Origin of the sequence: Alteribacter keqinensis (assembly GCF_003710255.1) — a bacterium.
GTDB classification, from domain to species: domain Bacteria; phylum Bacillota; class Bacilli; order Bacillales; family Salisediminibacteriaceae; genus Alteribacter; species Alteribacter keqinensis.
The window spans coordinates 227,127-245,532 of record NZ_RHIB01000002.1; the positions used below are offsets into that span (position 1 = coordinate 227,127).

Sequence of the window (18,406 nt, forward strand, 5' to 3'; positions counted from 1 at the left end):
TTGAAGAAAAATCTCACAATCTTTGCCTTAGTGTTTATGATCATGATGCCATTTATCATGTTTGATTCTGAACAACCCACATTGGCGAATAGCCACGATGTAATGACCGGTGAAGTCACAGCATCTTCTTTATTCGTCCGATCGCAGCCATCAACCAACTCTAATGTGATAGGTTCACTATCGAGAGGTACCAAAGTATCATTATATGAACGCTCAGGCAGCTGGTACAAAGTAAAAGTAAATAATCAAACAGGCTATATTCATGGAGACTTTGTTAAAGTCACCAGTCAACCCGGTGAATCACTGTCAGGTCAAAAAGGTCAAATCACCGCTTCAAGCTTGAATGTCAGATCCAGTGCTTCTGCATCCTCTGCTGTTATCGGCAGTTTATCCAGAGGCGTAACTGTGGAACTTCAGGAACGGCATGGAAGCTGGTTCAAAATTAATAATAATAACCGTTCGGGCTTTATACATAGTGATTATGTTAAAGTAACAAGCAGTGGTTCCGGGAGCGCAACCCCCGAGAACCAAGGCGAAGTAACGGCATCAAACCTGAATGTCCGCTCTCAGGCATCGTCTTCCTCTTCCATTATCGGATCACTATCAAGAGGAACGAAAGTCGACCTTTATGAAAAATCCGGCAGCTGGTATAAAGTCAACGTCAACAATCGCTGGGGCTTTATCCACGCTGACTACGTTAAAGTACAGGGCAGTGGTTCATCAGGTAACACCAAGCCTGAGCAGCAAGGGGAAATTACGGCTTCAAGCTTAAACGTACGATCTCAGGCATCATCCTCTGCATCCATTATCGGATCATTATCGAGAGGAACAAAAGTCGACCTTTATGAAAAGTCCGGCAGTTGGTATAAAGTCAACGTCAGCAATCGCTGGGGCTTTATTCATGCAGACTATGTAAAAGTTCAGGGCAGTGGTTCTTCTGATAGTACAAAACCTGAACAACAGGGTGAAATTACGGCTTCCAGTTTAAACGTCCGCTCCCAGGCTTCGACATCCGGATCCATTATCGGGTCCCTTTCAAGAGGAACAAAAGTGGACCTGTACGAAAAATCAGGCAGCTGGTATAAAATCAACATTAACAACCGTTGGGGTTACATTCACGCAGATTATGTGAAAGTAAATGGTTCCGGCGGAGACGGAAGCATCGATAAAAAAGGTCAGATAACGGCATCAAACCTGAATGTCCGCTCTCAGGCATCTTCATCAGCTTCCATCATCGGTTCTCTGCGTAATGGGACTGTAGTCGACCTTAAAGGCCAGTCAGGCAGCTGGTATCAAATCAGTTACAGCAACCAGAAAGGCTTCATCCATAGTGATTATGTGCAAATTGTAACACCGGGTACAACACCTCCACCATCGAGTGGACAGCTTAACGGAAAAACGATTTTCCTTGACCCGGGGCACGGAGGTAATGATCCAGGAGCAGTAGTCGGGGGAGATAAGGAAAGTGCCCTGGCCCTTCAAATCTCCAACAAGCTGAAAACTGAGCTGGAGAAGCTAGGCGCCACCGTTATTACGAGTCGCACCAACGACCGCTATGTAGCTTTAAGTGAACGCGTCCGGATGGCAAATAATACGAGCTCCAACATCTTTGTAAGCATTCATTTAAATGCCTTCCCTGATCCAACGGCTCATGGAACTGAAGCATTCTATAACACAGTACACGCACCGGCCGGAAGCCAGAAGCTTGCAAGCAGCATCCATAACCGCCTTGTAGGCGAGTTAGGCTTAAGAGACAGAAACGTGAAGAACGCAAACTTTGAAGTCATCCGCTATACGACAATGCCAAGCACATTGATTGAGATCGGTTTTATGACAAACCAAAGGGACCTGCACATTATTAAAAATGAACAGGACAAGGTTGTGAACAGCCTGAAGAACGGTATTGTGGATTATTTCAATTAAACTATCAAAACCAGCATTCGCCATTGAATGCTGGTTTATTGTTTATAATAAAACGGGAAAAGAGGAGTGTATCTAAATACCCGATACAAAGGATGTGTGTAACTTAATACTCAAAATGACGTCTCCTACTATAGCAATCTAACAGCATTTTGTTTAAAATTTCTCATTATTATCTTTACTGTTTCGACAAGATACGGTAAGATTTTATGAGGCTATTATAAATTTTCTACTAAAAAAGGACATCCTATCCCTTCATTTCTAGTAGTTAATAAGAAGAGGAGTGTCTGACGGTGGCACATTCACGAATGGAAAAGAAACGCAGAAAAAAAAGGTCACCTTTCAAACGATTTATAAAGGTTACTTCACTTGTTTTCTTGTTACTGATTCTAACTACAGGCGGATACGCATTCTGGAAAATAAATGATGTTTCCCAAAGCGCCCAGGTTGATCTTGACCGTGGTGAACATTCTGAATACCGGGACGCTGCCATTAACCCGAATAAGGACCCGTTTTCAATGCTGATTTTAGGATTGGATACGAGAGACGGTGACCTTTCCGGAATCTCGGATGCAATGGTACTGGCAACATTCAACCCAAAAGAAGGAACCATTAAAATGCTGAATATTCCACGGGATTCAAGAGTTCAGATCGCCGGACGTGAGCGCATTGATAAAATTAATCATGCTCATGCATTTGGCGGAGTGGATATGTCCATTGCCACAGTTGAAAACCTGCTGGATATTCCCGTTGATTACTTCCTATCATTGAATTTTGATGCATTTATGAAGATCATCGATGAATTAGGCGGTGTTGATGTAGAGGTTCCAATGACATTTACCGAAACGGATAATGCTACCTATGGTACGCTTACAATTGAAGAAGGTCCTCAAAGACTTAACGGTCAGGAAGCTCTGGCGTATGCAAGAATGAGAAAGTCAGACCCGAGAGGAGATCTCGGCAGAGGAGACCGCCAAAAAGAAATTATGGAATCCGTTATTAAAGAAGCAGCAAGCTTGAGTTCCATTACTAATTTTGGCTCATTGATGGATGCTCTTGACGGAAATATCTATACCAACATGAGCTTTAATCATGTACTCGGGATGCACTCCTACGCCGATGAGTTAAATAATATTGAATCCGTGTCATTCTCAGGAGACAATTATACTGAAAACGGCGTTTATTATTACCAGCTCAGAGAAGATTCCGTTAAAGAAGTTTCAACCATGCTGAAACAGCACCTTGATATAGAAGTTGACACAGAGCCTGAATTTGCAGACGAAGCTGAATCTGCAGAACAGACCGAAGAAACGAATACGGAGTATTAAGAAAACCGGGTGGAATTTACCACCCGGTTCTTTTATTTCTTTCTATAATAATCAATTGTCTCTTCAAGCCCCTTGTTTAATGGAACATCAACTGTCCAGGAGCTCTCCCTGCATAGTGAGACATTGTCCAAATAACTTCTCTTTATATCCCCCGGCCTTTCTTTTTCGAACCTTGGTGAATAATCCTGCCCCGTTGATTCGCAGATTACTTTCAGCAGTTCTTCAATACTTGTTTCCTCTCCTGAACTTACGTTATACACAAAGGAGTCAGATTTTTCATCGATCCACTGGCAGACAGCTCTGGATACATCTTTTACAAAGATAAAATCCCTCGTCTGCAGACCGTCACCAAAAATGACAGGTCTCTTACCATTAATGAGGTCTTCAATAAAAATGGTAATCACACCTGATTCTGTTGCTGCACTTTGTCTTGGTCCATAAACATTGGCAAATCTGAGGCACTTCACTTCCATATCATAAAGTCTGCCATATGTTTTCACATATTCTTCAGCAGCAAGCTTTGATACACCATATGGGGAGAGCGGGTTAACCTCATGTTGTTCCTTAATCGGAAGTACTGAAGTTTCTCCGTAGACAGCAGCTGAGGAAGCATAAATAAACGTACGGACATTCGCTTTCCTGCTGCATTCAAGCAGATTAATTGTCCCCGTAATATTAACACCTGCATCTGCACCAGGATTCTCCAGAGACGGCCCCACCTTACTTTGAGCAGCCAGATGAATGACATGATCAATGTCCGGATGCAGCTGAAAAACATTCTGTACCGCTTCCATATGTGTAATACAGCCTTCACAAAAAGAAACCTCATCCAGACTGGAATCAAGATTTTTAAGAGTGCCTGTACTTAAATTATCCAATATGACTACATTCATTTTTATTTTAAGCAACATGTCTACTACATGAGAGCCAATAAATCCAGCTCCCCCTGTAACCAGCACTTTCTTCATCATCAACCCTCTTTTCAAAAAGAAAAGGCCAGCCTTATTTGGTTAGCTGGCTGACCCTTTTTTCTGTACGTTCTTCTTTCTTTTCCGTTCCCTCTGCCTTTGATTTGTCCAATAACACAAGGAACGTTTTTAATAGAATGACAATATCCAGCCAGAAACTATAGTTACGGATATAATACAGGTCAAACCTGAGCTTGTCATCCACTTCTGTACTATATTTACCCATTATTTGTGCATAACCGGTGATCCCCGGCTTCACTTTATTGCGATAACCGTAATGATAATGCTTTTTCGACAACTGTTTTATAAAAAAACCACGTTCAGGCCTCGGTCCTACAAGAGACATGTCACCTTTAAGAACATTAAACAGCTGTGGCAGCTCATCCAAACGGGTCGCCCGCATAAACCTTCCTACCTTGGTAATCCGGTCATCATCCTCAACAGCAAGCACGGGACCGGTTTTGCTTTCTGCCCCTTCAATCATAGACCGGAATTTATAGATTGTAAACGGCTTGTTGTCTTTGCCGAAACGCTCCTGGCTGTAGATCACACTGCCCTTAGGGTCTTCCAGCTTCACAACAATGGCTGTGATTAGCAATACTGGGCTTAGAATGATTAAAAGGGAAGCTGAAGCGACAAGATCACATACCCGCTTAACGAGCGTCTGGTCCCAAGTTAAACCAAAAGGTTTTACTGACATTACTAGGGTGTCGTCCAAAGGTGATACATTAGCCCGTTGCAGCAAAAGCTCGTAAAGTGTTGGAATAACATAAACCAGCTTATTCTGTTTCATAGCATAATAGATGATTTGTGATTTTTCCTCTTTGCTGACACTGGTGCATAATAGTACGTAATCAGTTTCTTTCATATACAGCTTTATTCTATCCATTGATGTAGATGGAGCAATCTGGGTAATTCTTGTTCCCTTCATCATTGGCTTCTTAATTTTCGACAGAATTTTATCTGTGTTTTCAGCATCACCGATAAAAAGGACATTCCCTACAACATTGCCTCTCGTAAACTTCAAATAAAGCAGCTTAAATGAAGTAAGGAAAATTACCATGAATATACTTCCGATAAGGATAATCGATCGCGGCATGGCAAATTCTCTGAATAAATAGGAGGCTGCCATTGTAAGGAAAGCCATAGCAATTACAGCTACAACTACTTTAATCATGATATCCCAGAGGGTCTTCCTGCGATCCAGCGCATAAAGCTCATAGATGGATATAAAGAAAAGACCGATCAGCAGGATCCATGGTAAAAGTGAAATGAAAGAATTCCAATTTTCCTGCGGGAAGCCATTGTAACGGATATAAAAGGCACCAACGTAAGCCGCTAAAATAATGAGTAAATCGGCTACAATGATAAAGCCTTTATGGTTTGTTAATTGATTACTGTCAGGCATCGTAAATACCTCTCTCTCTTACTGTAAAACCCCTGGTTCACATTGAGTCAATGTTTCCATCTTGTAAAATAAATACACACAACTCCTTATAAATAAACCACTTTAGCAGTGTTATTGAATAACTTTTGCACTATGTTCTACAACCGGACGTCCGATTGAATGATAGATCAGACCAGCTTTCTCTGCTTCTTTCAGATCAAAGCAATTACGTCCATCGATTAAAATCGGCATCTTTAACTGTCTTCTGACTTTATCGAGGTCCATTTCAACAATCTCTTTCCAATCGGTGAGAATCACACATGCATCTGCATTTTCAATCGTTTTGTATAAGTCTGTGCTGTATGTGATACTCTCTCCAAAAAACTGCTTGGCTGCACGGTTTGCAATAGGATCAAATGCTTCCACATCTGCTTCATGCTTAACAAGCTCAGGAATAATTTCAAGTGAGGGAGCGTCTCTCATGTCATCTGTGTTAGGTTTAAATGCAAGACCAAGTACAGCAATTCGCTTGCCTTTCAAACTTGGAAATATACTTTTAAGCTTTGAAACTACTTTCAGTTTTTGCTTATCATTTGTTTCAATAACAGCTTTCGCCAGCTTAAAATCATAACCGACCTGTTCAGCTATATGAACAAGTGCCTTAGAATCCTTAGGGAAGCAGGAGCCCCCGTAACCGATACCGGCCTGGAGGAACTGTGCACCAATCCGCTTATCATACCCCATACCTTCGGCGACTTTTGTAACGTCTGCGCCAACACGTTCACAAATATTCGCAATATCATTGATATAGGATATTTTGGTTGCAAGAAAGACATTGGAAGCATACTTAATCATTTCTGCTGTTTCAAGATTGGTTTTTACAATCGTCTCTGTAAACGGCTTGTGCAATTCAATAATCATATCTGCAGCATGATCGCTTGTTGCTCCTACCACAGCCCGTTCCATGTTCATCGTGTCATACAAGGCAGAGCCTTCCCTTAAAAACTCAGGATTTGATACTACGTCAAACGGCGCTCTTCCATTGCTTCTGCTTGAAACAATCCCATGAACAAGTCTTCCTGTTCCAACAGGTACGGTACTTTTATTAACAATGACTTTATATCCGTTCAGGTTTTCCCCAATTGTCTGAGCGACGTTCTTAACAAAGGTTAAGTCAGCCTCACCGGACTCAGCCATCGGTGTACCTACTCCAATGTAAATAATCTCAGCATCACGAATGGCTTGAGGAATGTCAGTTGTAAATGTTAGACGCTCTTCCTTGACGTTTCGTTTCACAACCTCTTCAAGTCCCGGCTCATAAATTGGTATCTTACCGTTGATTAAATTAGTAATCTTTGTTTCATCAATATCACAGCATACTACCTGGTTTCCTGTTTCAGCAAAACAAGTCCCTGATACAAGTCCAACATAACCAGTGCCCATTACTGCTATTTTTTTCATTAGTAATCTCCTAACCTTTCACTGCGCTTAACTTGGTTTCGTAAACTTCTTTTAAGTATTCAGCTACCTCTGTAGATAGATCTTCCCGCTGAAGGGCAAAATCAACCGTCGCTTTTATAAAACCGAATTTATCACCCACGTCGTATCGGATGCCTTCGAAGTTATAAGCCAGAACGGCCTGCTTCTGATTCAGCACATTAATCGCATCTGTAAGCTGAATTTCACCGCCGGATCCTGTTGGCAGATTCTCAAGAATCTCAAAAATCTCCGGACGCAACACGTAACGTCCCATAATCGCATAATTGGAAGGCGCATCTTCAATCGCCGGCTTCTCAACCAAGGTTTCAGCATGAATGACATTCGATTCAATTTCCTGTCCCTTAGGCGCTACAATCCCATATTTCGAAACATCTTTGTCCGGCACTTCCTGAACCCCTACAACCGATGAATGGTAACGGTCATAAACGTCTATCAACTGCTCAAGACATGGTGTTTCGGACTGTACGATGTCGTCACCGAGTAAAACGGCAAATGGTTCATTTCCGATAAACTTACGTGCGCACCAGATGGCATGTCCAAGGCCCATTGGCTCCTTTTGACGAATATAATGAATATTTGTCATACTTGAAATTTCCTGCATTTGTTTTAAAAGTACCTGCTTGTCTTTCTTTTCAAGAGTTTCTTCTAGTTCAAATGATTTATCAAAGTGATCCTCAATCGCTCTTTTTCCACGACCCGTGACCACAATAATGTCTTCTATACCAGAAGCAATCGCTTCTTCAATAATATATTGTATTGTAGGCTTGTCCACTATCGGCAGCATTTCTTTAGGCTGTGCTTTCGTAGCAGGAAGGAATCTTGTTCCAAGCCCTGCAGCAGGAATTATTGCTTTTTTTACTTGCATTGTTTTTCCCCTTCCCTATTGCTTATCCATGAAGGCTTATAAACTCGGATTATTTCCATCATCTCATTATAGTACGAAACATTACTCGAATCTAGTTATTATAATAATATTGTCGACACATCCAATATATAGTTACAAAAAGGTGACAACAAAAGAAAATGAGTTCTAAAAAGCCCTTAGGTAAATTCGCCCAAGGACTTCTAGGTTATTTGTATTGAACAATATCAAATTCCATTCTTGGATTTTCCATTTGTTCATATAGAGACTTCATACGTGGGATTTGCTTCACAGACCACCCCATATCTGTAGCATATTGGGAATACCCTCCCCAACTATTCAAATACAAATGGTTCCATCTCATTTTATACAGTGTATTTTGTCCTCTTTCAAAATAGCTGTTTGAAATGAAGGCAGCTCCTCCTATTATTGCTTGTTCCGGAGTAAACCACCCTTCTTCATATGCCTTGATTGCTCCTAACGTGTAGGGGTCCTGATCTTGTGCACCTATACCAAACATATTATAGGTTGTTTTTATTTCAGTTAAGCTATTTCTATTATTAAGGTTTACAAGAACGAGGTTACCATTATGGTCTTTACCTACCTCAATGCCATTTGATAGCTGAGATGAACCATTTCCTGATTCCAGCAAAGCATGGGCTATGAGATAGACTTCGTTTACACCATTCGTTTGCCCCGCATTAATGAACGCCTGTCCCTTACTGTCAAATATACCTTGACCTCTTAAAACATTGTTTAACTGAGAAGAAGGGATCCCGGTGCTTTTATCTAGTACCACATGTTGAAGTGGGTCGTTTTTATTAGGATTTAAGTATTTTATAAAATCTTCAACTTTTGCATTTCTCCAAACCGGTCTAACATCATACCAAAAATCGTTCCCACTAACCGTTTCCCCTTTCACTTCAGCATGAATTGGGAGTCTCATAGTGAGATAGGCGGGGTTGTTAAAGTTATTAAAGATATAGCTACTCCTATTCGCACTCTGATAAACTTTTGCTGGCTTATTAATAGAAACAACCGGAAACCCATATCTGTTTGCTAAGCTACTATGAACATAAAGCTGTCGATTATCGTACGAGATTTCATACCATACCTCACTCCCAGATACACTATCACCAATAACCTCCCTTACATAAACAAATTCTGTACCTCTTGATACGTTTGTAGCGATTGCTCCACTTGTGCTTGGAGCTCTTCTTAAATTAACACTACTTCCTGTTATACTTCCAAAGAGTTGCAAATCACTACTGTGAATAAAGCCCGACAAACCTCTGTACAGATCCGTCTGTGGAGGAGGATTTAGCTTTTGTTGCTCACTAACTGCTTCTTCTAATGATAGCTCATAAATAGTGTAAGTATAGGAGTCACCTACAGAAAGCAGTTCATCTATCTTAGAGAGTGTTACATCATCCGCCATACCATTCACTATCAAGCCGTGTTCTCTTTGAAATGCTCTCACTTGCCTTTCTGTTGCTGGTCCAAAGGATGTATTGGGATTATCAGATACATGGAAACCTAATCTTGATAGATTTTCCTTTAGTGTGATGGTATCTGGGTGACTTCGACCGTTTTGTAACGGACTGTTTAGTATATCTTCAATCTTTGACCAAGCTTCTTGATCCACTCCCCCTGTTACTGATAGTCCGTAATATGCCTGAAGCTCTCTGACCGTCCTTTCGGTGGTAGGGCCGTACTGTGGCGTTGGGTTCGCTGAAACAACAAAGCCAAGCTTCGCCATGTTTTCTTTTAATAAAACCACATCTTGACGGTAATCACCGATACGCATTGGCGTTTGAATAAGGTCATTCATTTTAGCGAGTGTCACTTCATCTCCGATGCCGTTTTCACGAAGACCATAAAATGCTTGAAAATCTCTAACTCTACTTTCGGTTGACGGACCGTAGGCCGTATTCGGATTATCCGATACATGAAAACCTAACCTTGACAAGTTTTCTTTCAGTGTAATTACATCTGAATGATTCCGGCCGTTTTGCAACGGGCTACTTAAAATCTCATCTATCCTATCTAATGTTGGATGATCCGCAATACCGTTCTCCCTTAAGCCGTAATAGTGCTGAAATGCTCTAACCTGCCGCTCTGTAGAAGGCCCATAAGCTGTATTTGGATTGTCCGACACATGGAAGCCTAGCATAGACAATTTTTCTTTTAATGGGATGGTATCAGCATGGTTTTGACCATTCTGTAGAGGGCTGTTAAGAACCTCTTCTATTTTTGACCACGTTTCTTCACCAACACTCCCTGTTACGGATAAACCATAGTATGACTGAAGCTCTCTCACCGTCCGTTCTGTTGACGGACCATACTGCGGAGTTGGAGTCGCTGAAACAACAAAGCCAAGCTTCGCCATGTTTTCTTTTAATAGAACCGCATCTTGACGGTAATCACCATTTCCCATTGGTGTTCGGATAAGTTCCTCAATTTTAGCAAGCGTTACTTCATCTCCGATCCCGTTTTCACGCAAACCGTAGAACGATTGAAATTCTCTGACTCGTCGTTCGGTAGATGGCCCATAGGCCGTATTCGGATTGTCCGACACATGGAAACCTAATCTTGATAGGTTTTCCTTTAGTGTGATGGTATCTGTATGGTTGCGACCATTACTAAGAGGGCTGCTTAAAATCTCATCTATTTTAGCGAAAGTGAGTTCTCCCGCAACGCCGGATACTTCAAGACCGTAATAGGCTTGAAATTCTTTTACTACACGCTCTGTGGAGGGGCCGTAATTTTCATTTGGATTATCTGATACATGAAAACCTAAAGTACTAAGGTTGATCTTTAGATCAATAACAAGTGGCTCACGATCACCATTTCTTAGTCCATCATTGCTCTGAGCATCATTTGTACTAGTCATACTGAATGAAGTTATTGCTTCGGTTGAATCTACTTCTTCAGTTTTTATTATAGTAGTTTCAGTATTAACCTCTTTATCGACAGTAATTGAATGGGGTTCTATACTGTTTTCTACTTCATCTACTTTATCCAATTTTTTTTCGTATTCAAAGTCAGTTTCAATTTTATTATTGTCTTTGTATAGAATACTATCTATATCTTTATTATCACTAAGTAAGTTTCCCTCTCCACTTTCAGAATAACTCTCATTTTCCGAATCCTTTTTTTCTCGAAGTAAAGACTCAATTTTATTAAAAGTGATAGAATCAACAATCCCATTTTCTCTTAAGTTATGTTTGGATTGGAAATCTACAATTACCTCTTCAGTAGTCAGGTCAAACTCATCATTAATATCTTCTGAAGATATAATTCCCAGTAAGTAGAGATATTCTTTTAATGCAATTACTTCTGCACCGACATCTCCCAGCTTTAAACTTGAAGAAATTACTTCTTCAAATATTTGTTCAATGGTACTGCCATTGTTATATGCATTTTCAAAATTATAGTACTTTATAAATTCAGCCAAACCACTAATGACATTACCCTCAAGGTCTTTGCCATCCTCAGCTTTAAAGCCAAACATGTCAAGAATAATAACGATTGGATCTCCCTCTTCTATCGACCCAATCTTCCCCATTATGAAATCAGATTGAATAATTTCTTGGTTGTAATTATCTAGTAGCCCCTCATGCATTTGATCAATTTTCACCCCTTCTGCATGTACCAATGATAACCCTGGTCCAAATATCAAACAACAAACAAGCCCAATAGATGCGTACTTCTTTTTATTAATATGTTCCACCCTAAATTCCTCTCCTGTTCACCTTTTATTTATCAGCTAAGTTGAAGGACTCAGCAATTGCATCCGCTGTAATCTGGCCTAACCATTCTCTATATTGAGGGCTGGCTAAAAGAGTATTTTCTAATGGGTGATCAATAAACAGATATTCCACTAAAAGTGCAGGCATATTTGTGTTCCTCAAGACACTGAAATTTGCACTTTTCATACCTCTGTTTGTTACCCCTAACTCACCAATCAAATAATTATGAATATCCCTTTGCCTTTGGACTGTTTCGGCTGAAACACTGCCATTGTATATAAAGGTTTCAAAGCCATTTGCACTTCCGTTAAACGCATTATTGTGTATACTTATAAAATAGTCTGCTCCCCACTCGTTTGCAATTCGCGCTCTTTCTTCTAAATCTACATATGTATCAGTCGTCCTCGCTACCATGACTTCTACATCGGAATATTGACTTGTTAACTTTTCAGATGCTTTAAGTGAAATATCTAGAGCTACCATTTTCTCTTGAAGTCCATAGGCAACTGCTCCAGAATCTCGTCCTCCGTGACCAGGATCTATAAAGATCTTGACACTCTGACTTTTTAGATTTTCAATTTTCTGTAGAGTAACCTCATCAGCTATCCCATTTACTCTTAAAGCGTTATCATCCTGGAAGTTCATTACTACTGCTTCTGTAGCAGGTCCAAAATTCTCGTTAGGTTGGCTTGATACTACGTAACCTAGACTCGCGAGATCCTGCTTTAATTCAATTACTTCAGGGTTGCTCTCCCCTCTTTTTAGGGGGCTGTTTATAATTTCTTCAATTTTAGCTAAAGTTGGCTGTTCTGCAATTCCATTAACACGAATTCCATAATAAAGTTGAAATGCCTTCACTTTACTTTCCGTTGCTGGTCCAAAGGATGTATTGGGATTATCAGATACATGGAAACCTAATTTTGATAGATTTTCCTTTAGTGTGATGGTATCTGGGTGACTTCGACCGTTTTGTAACGGACTGTTTAGTATATCTTCAATCTTTGACCAAGCTTCTTGATCCACTCCCCCTGTTACTGATAGTCCGTAATATGCCTGAAGCTCTCTGACCGTCCTTTCGGTGGTAGGGCCGTACTGTGGCGTTGGGTTCGCTGAAACAACAAAGCCAAGCTTCGCCATGTTTTCTTTTAATAAAACCACATCTTGACGGTAATCACCGATACGCATTGGCGTTTGAATAAGGTCATTCATTTTAGCGAGTGTCACTTCATCTCCGATGCCGTTTTCACGAAGACCATAAAATGCTTGAAAATCTCTAACTCTACTTTCGGTTGACGGACCGTAGGCCGTATTCGGATTATCCGATACATGAAAACCTAACCTTGACAAGTTTTCTTTCAGTGTAATTACATCTGAATGATTCCGGCCGTTTTGCAACGGGCTACTTAAAATCTCATCTATCCTATCTAATGTTGGATGATCCGCAATACCGTTCTCCCTTAAGCCGTAATAGTGCTGAAATGCTCTAACCTGCCGCTCTGTAGAAGGCCCATAAGCTGTATTTGGATTGTCCGACACATGGAAGCCTAGCATAGACAATTTTTCTTTTAATGGGATGGTATCAGCATGGTTTTGACCATTCTGTAGAGGGCTGTTAAGAACCTCTTCTATTTTTGACCACGTTTCTTCACCAACACTCCCTGTTACGGATAAACCATAGTATGACTGAAGCTCTCTCACCGTCCGTTCTGTTGACGGACCATACTGCGGAGTTGGAGTCGCTGAAACAACAAAGCCAAGCTTCGCCATGTTTTCTTTTAATAGAACCGCATCTTGACGGTAATCACCATTTCCCATTGGTGTTCGGATAAGTTCCTCAATTTTAGCAAGCGTTACTTCATCTCCGATCCCGTTTTCACGCAAACCGTAGAACGATTGAAATTCTCTGACTCGTCGTTCGGTAGATGGCCCATAGGCCGTATTCGGATTGTCCGACACATGGAAACCTAATCTTGATAGGTTTTCCTTTAGTGTGATGGTATCTGTATGGTTGCGACCATTACTAAGAGGGCTGCTTAAAATCTCATCTATTTTAGCGAAAGTGAGTTCTCCCGCAACGCCGGATACTTCAAGACCGTAATAGGCTTGAAATTCTTTTACTACACGCTCTGTAGAAGGACCGTAATTCTCGTTTGGATTATCCGATACATGAAAACCTAGAATACTAAGGTTGATTTTCAGATCAATAACTTGTGGATCACGATCACCGTTCTTAAGTCCATCCCCTCCCCCTTGTACCAGACCTGGCGCAACAGTCATCATTAAAAGCATAATCAAACCACTGACTAATCTTTTCTTAATAAGTTTCAACTTTATACTCTCTCCCTACTTATTTTTTGCAAAATTTGCTAGTATTTTGTAAATTTTGACGAAATATAAGGTTTTTCCTAGTTGACTATATCACTTATTAGGATCAATGCACATAGGATTTTTCTATATAATTGGAACCTTACATACATAAAAAAACCGGAATCATTCGTTTTAAATGATTCCGGCTTTCTTTATATCACTGCTTTTTCAGTGGTTATGGGGTAGTGTAGGTTGTGATGAAAACCTAAAACATCTTTAATCACTTTAATAAACACGTCATTCTTACCTGTGGTATAAAACTCATGTTTAGGTAACTCTACCTTTTGGTTTAACATGTTAGTAACCTCAAGGATTGTGCTAACCTCTCTAGCAGTTTCTTCACTGGATGATACTAGAGTTACTTCATTGCCCAACATTTCCTGAATCAAGTTCTTAATAAGAGGATAATGTGTGCACCCCAGAATTAATGTGTCAATCTCTTTATGCATTTGGTCCATAGTTTTCTTTACTATTTTTCTTGAGCTTTTTCCTGACAACAGCCCTTGTTCAATCATTGGTGCAAACAATGGACAAGCTAAAGAATGAACTTTTATGTTGGGATTAATTTTTTTTAGAGCATAGTTGTAAACATTACTATTAATAGTACCTTCTGTACCAATAATGCCAACCTTATTACTTTTTGTTATATTGATTGCAGCCCTCGCTCCAGGTTGAACTACCCCTATAACCGGGATATTTAGTTTTTGTTTTAACTCTCCCAACGTATATGCAGTTGCAGTATTACATGCAATAACTAATGCCTTTATATCTCTCTCTAATAGGAAGTTCACCATGTTCCAGGTGAATTCTTTCACCTCATTTTGAGGCCTTGGACCATACGGACACCTTAACGTGTCTCCTAGATAAATAATTTTTTCCTTAGGTAATTGGCGCATCAGTTCATGAGCTACCGTTAGACCACCAATTCCCGAATCAATAACACCTATGGCTTTTTCCACAATGTTAACTCCATTCTACTTTAAAAATCCATTGCATTTATTTCTTGAGTGAGTCCCCTAATTTTCTTATTGGTGATGTAGCTTTCCATGTTCGGCTTTCAATAATTTTATTGTAGTCCTTTTGGACATCTACTAAATGCATATTCACTTCTTCTAATCTAGCAATTTTCTCTTCTAATGAAACAATTGTACTTTTAGAGGTTTTCTTTATATTTTCTATTTCAAAACCAACCTTAACCGGTTTTTTCCAACTGAATTCATTAACTGTAATATCATTTCCGATAGAAGCTAGTTCTTTATTCAATTGATTCTTAAATTCAGTAACATAGCTCTGTCTACCAGCAACAATAATCGAAATACCTCCATCTTTTAAGGATTTTACACGACCGTGTAATTTGTGACCGTGCGCCGTCCTCTTAACCCAACGATTAAACCCTAATCTCTTTTTAACACCGTTAACTCTAAATCTTGTTGAAACTATTTTTCCACTAGGCATTTTAGGTACAGCCACTTCCTTCATGTTACCATTCCGCAAAACTGGAATAATACTGTCAAAGTCGAAATAAAAGCTTGTGTTTATTTCTGTTTCTTTTGTTTCAGGGAAGTAGAAGTCAATGATTGCTTTCGGGATATCCCTTGCAACCCCTTCAACTGGATAAAGATGATTACTAATTTGAGGCTTGGAATTCACTTCGTTTACCACTGCTATTTCACTTTTTTCATCTATAATCATATCAACCGCACATTGTGGCAATCCTGGAATTGCATTAGCTGCTTGAATAGCAGTCTGCTTAGCTTCATATGATATATCCTCTGTGACATCTATTGGTTCACCACCAGCAGATAGACTCCCTTTCTCTCGGATAATAATACGTTTACCTTTATCCGGAACTGATTCAAGTGACATTCCCTTGGATGAAAGATAATTATACATTTCCTTATCTTTCTTTATTAGCCTACCAGACAAATAAGGGTTCTTCTTTCTTTCTTTATTTTTTTGGTCTATGAGTTTATCAATATTATCTTTCCCATTACCTATTACATTGGCATTAATCCTTTTATATACACCAATAACTTCATTACCTACTACATATACTCGGTGATCACGCCCAACAATGAACCTTTCTAAGATAACATCTTTGTAATTAAGCTCATGTCTCACATGCTTAATGGCGCTCATTAACTCATCATTATTCTTTATATTTGTAATTACCCCTTTTCCACCACCTGCATCAGTTGGCTTTAAAACAACAGGGTAATCAAGAGTTTTAAAATAATCCACAATTTCTTGATCAGAATCATTAGCACCAAAACTTTTTCCCGTTGGCACAGGTACATTTGCTTTTTCCAGATAGTGCTTTGTTTTATCTTTATCTATACATATATCAATTGCTTCTCTAGAGACGAGACCACCTCTTGATACAGCAAAGTCGTATCTGTCTGTTCCATTACTTAATGAAAATCTTACAGTGAGTTTAATATCTCCCTTTTCCTTTCTATAAATGTTAAAGAAGGTTAAATCTAATCCCCTTCTCCAACCCTCGAGAGCTATTGTGTAAATACATAATTTATACCCAAAAGCAGATTCAGGTATAGAGTTTTTCAAGTGCTTTAACCATTTATTTGACATAATCTATTTCCTCCTATGCTATGAAGACCTTCTAAACCCATTTACCGCTCTTGCTAACACCCTTGGTAATATTATCAACAACCGACTTTCTTACCCTTCTGAGTGGTTTTGTAAATTTCCATGAGTTACTTTGAAGGATCCTTAGGTTTCTTTTTTCTAACTTTCTCTTTTCTTTTTCTCTTTTAGAAATTTCCTTATTAATCTTCTTTAACGAAGTATCCACAGACCTTATATTGGACATGTTATACCTTTCATGAATTTCGAAACCAACCTTTACTGGGTGCTTCCAAACCTCATCAACAATTTTCTTTATATTCTTTTTTTCAAAAACACTATAAATGGTCTGCTGAAAAGTTGATATTGCTTCTTTACCGATACCGGCTACCATTATTTCTAAATTGTTATCTACAGAATTAATAAACCCATGCAAACCTTTTTCTATAGCAAGCCTTTTAATTATTCTATGTTTACTGTAAGAATGAAGAGTACTTCCTTTTACTATGAATAACTTTGCATGTAACTTTCCTATTGGTGCTGGTGCTACTTCAACTTCTACTGCAGACCTACTTTGGAGTGGCTCTAATACCGTGTTTAAATCGAAATATACCTTTGACTTAGCTGTCTTGACACCTTTAGTTTCAGGAAAATAGTAATCAATTATAGCTCCAGGTATATCTCTAGCTCGTCCCTTCATAGGGAATAATATACCTCCTATTTGTGCAGTAGGATTTAGTTCTATAACAACAGCAGACTTTTCAATATTTGGATTCTCTAAGTCAACTATAATATCAACACCACCGTGGTACAATCCAGGGATGGCATTTAGAGCATCTATGGCAATTTGCTTAATAGTTTGTGGTAAATCATCCGTTACATCTACAGGGTCTCCTCCCGCCGATACATTGGTCTTTTCTTTCAAGAAAATTTTCTTCCCTCTCTCAGGAATGGTTTGTAAATTGTAGCCTTCTTTATTAATAAATTCTAATGTTTCTTCATCAATCTCAATTAGACAACTAAATAGCCTGGCATTCTTTTTCCGCTGTTTATTTTTTAGTTCTATTAATTCTTCAATTGTATGGTGTCCGTCACCAATGATATTGGCAGGGACGCGATTGTAAGCGGCTATCACTTTATCCTCTACCACATATACACGATACTCTTCACCAGGAACATATCGCTCAACAATAATTTCTTCATATCCCAAATCGTTCCGCACATAAGACAAGGCTTTTATAAGTTCTATATCATTTTTAAGGTTTGTTATTACTCCATTGCCTAAACTTCCATTGGTCGGCTTCAAGACTAAAGGGTAACCAATAGATTCTACTTGTTTTAATATCATCTCGTCTGAATCATCTTGATTAAACATAAAGCCTTCCGGAACCGGGACTCCTGCTTTTGCTAGCCAAACTTTTGTCTCGTCCTTATCAGAGCCAATTTCTACTGCTTCATTCGTTACCTTATCTCCTCTTGTTCTAAAGAAAAAGTGCGTCCGCTCTTCTGAACTTAACGAAAATAATCGCCCTGGGGGGTTTACACCAAACGTAATCATTTCATCAAATTTACCTGAATCAATGGTGTACCATTTTAATTTCAACCCTCTTCTCCATCCCTCAAGAGCAACCGCATAAGCACATAGTTTAGTTTTACGGGCACCAGTTACAATATCGTTTGTTAAATTTGGTAGACTAATCAATTGATTACTCTCCATAAAAAAACCTCCCTAACTCCAA

The 18,406-nt window shown here is 39.4% G+C and carries 11 protein-coding genes; 2 read left to right on the forward strand and 9 right to left on the reverse strand.

The annotated features are described in order from the left end of the window. Together EBO34_RS12705 and EBO34_RS12710 are read left to right on the forward strand one after the other, a co-directional pair. A complete protein-coding gene (locus EBO34_RS12705) occupies positions 1-1,923 on the forward strand; it encodes an N-acetylmuramoyl-L-alanine amidase family protein (RefSeq protein ID WP_122899115.1) in 1,923 nt (640 codons plus the stop codon). A gap of 290 nt (positions 1,924-2,213) precedes the next feature. Beyond that, positions 2,214-3,248 carry an LCP family glycopolymer transferase gene (locus EBO34_RS12710; RefSeq protein ID WP_122899117.1) on the forward strand — a complete coding sequence of 345 codons (1,035 nt, stop codon included), beginning with the start codon at positions 2,214-2,216 and terminating at the stop codon, positions 3,246-3,248. Positions 3,249-3,280: 32 nt separating this feature from the next. On the opposite strand, the gene EBO34_RS12715 is transcribed toward EBO34_RS12710, so the two are convergent. The 9 genes from EBO34_RS12715 to EBO34_RS12755 form a co-directional block, all read right to left on the reverse strand. Then, positions 3,281-4,216, reverse strand: a complete 936-nt coding sequence (locus tag EBO34_RS12715; RefSeq protein WP_183163860.1) for an NAD-dependent epimerase/dehydratase family protein — start codon at positions 4,214-4,216, stop codon at positions 3,281-3,283. Between the two features lie 34 nt (positions 4,217-4,250). Further along, positions 4,251-5,624: a sugar transferase gene (locus EBO34_RS12720; protein ID WP_122899121.1), complete on the reverse strand. Its 1,374-nt coding sequence runs from the start codon at positions 5,622-5,624 to the stop codon at positions 4,251-4,253. Between the two features lie 111 nt (positions 5,625-5,735). Next, entirely contained in the window at positions 5,736-7,064 is a 1,329-nt protein-coding gene (tuaD, locus tag EBO34_RS12725; protein WP_122899124.1) for a UDP-glucose 6-dehydrogenase TuaD, read from the reverse strand. A 10-nt stretch (positions 7,065-7,074) separates the two neighbouring features. Next, complete coding sequence (gene galU / locus EBO34_RS12730) at positions 7,075-7,968, reverse strand: UTP--glucose-1-phosphate uridylyltransferase GalU (RefSeq protein WP_122899126.1); 894 nt, start codon at positions 7,966-7,968, stop codon at positions 7,075-7,077. Between the two features lie 205 nt (positions 7,969-8,173). Further along, positions 8,174-11,698, reverse strand: a complete 3,525-nt coding sequence (locus EBO34_RS12735) for a peptidoglycan-binding protein (protein WP_122899128.1) — start codon at positions 11,696-11,698, stop codon at positions 8,174-8,176. A gap of 25 nt (positions 11,699-11,723) precedes the next feature. Further along, on the reverse strand, positions 11,724-14,045 hold the full coding sequence (locus EBO34_RS12740; protein WP_122899130.1) for a peptidoglycan-binding protein: 2,322 nt from the start codon (positions 14,043-14,045) through the stop codon (positions 11,724-11,726). 191 nt (positions 14,046-14,236) lie between these two features. Then, on the reverse strand, positions 14,237-15,043 hold the full coding sequence (gene racE, locus EBO34_RS12745; RefSeq protein ID WP_122899132.1) for a glutamate racemase: 807 nt from the start codon (positions 15,041-15,043) through the stop codon (positions 14,237-14,239). Between the two features lie 37 nt (positions 15,044-15,080). Next, the gene (locus EBO34_RS12750) at positions 15,081-16,673 is read right to left on the reverse strand and encodes an ATP-binding protein (RefSeq protein ID WP_122899134.1); all 1,593 of its coding nucleotides are present in this window, start codon (positions 16,671-16,673) and stop codon (positions 15,081-15,083) included. A 31-nt stretch (positions 16,674-16,704) separates the two neighbouring features. Then, positions 16,705-18,384: an ATP-grasp domain-containing protein gene (locus EBO34_RS12755; RefSeq protein ID WP_122899136.1), complete on the reverse strand. Its 1,680-nt coding sequence runs from the start codon at positions 18,382-18,384 to the stop codon at positions 16,705-16,707. Positions 18,385-18,406: the final 22 nt, after the last annotated feature.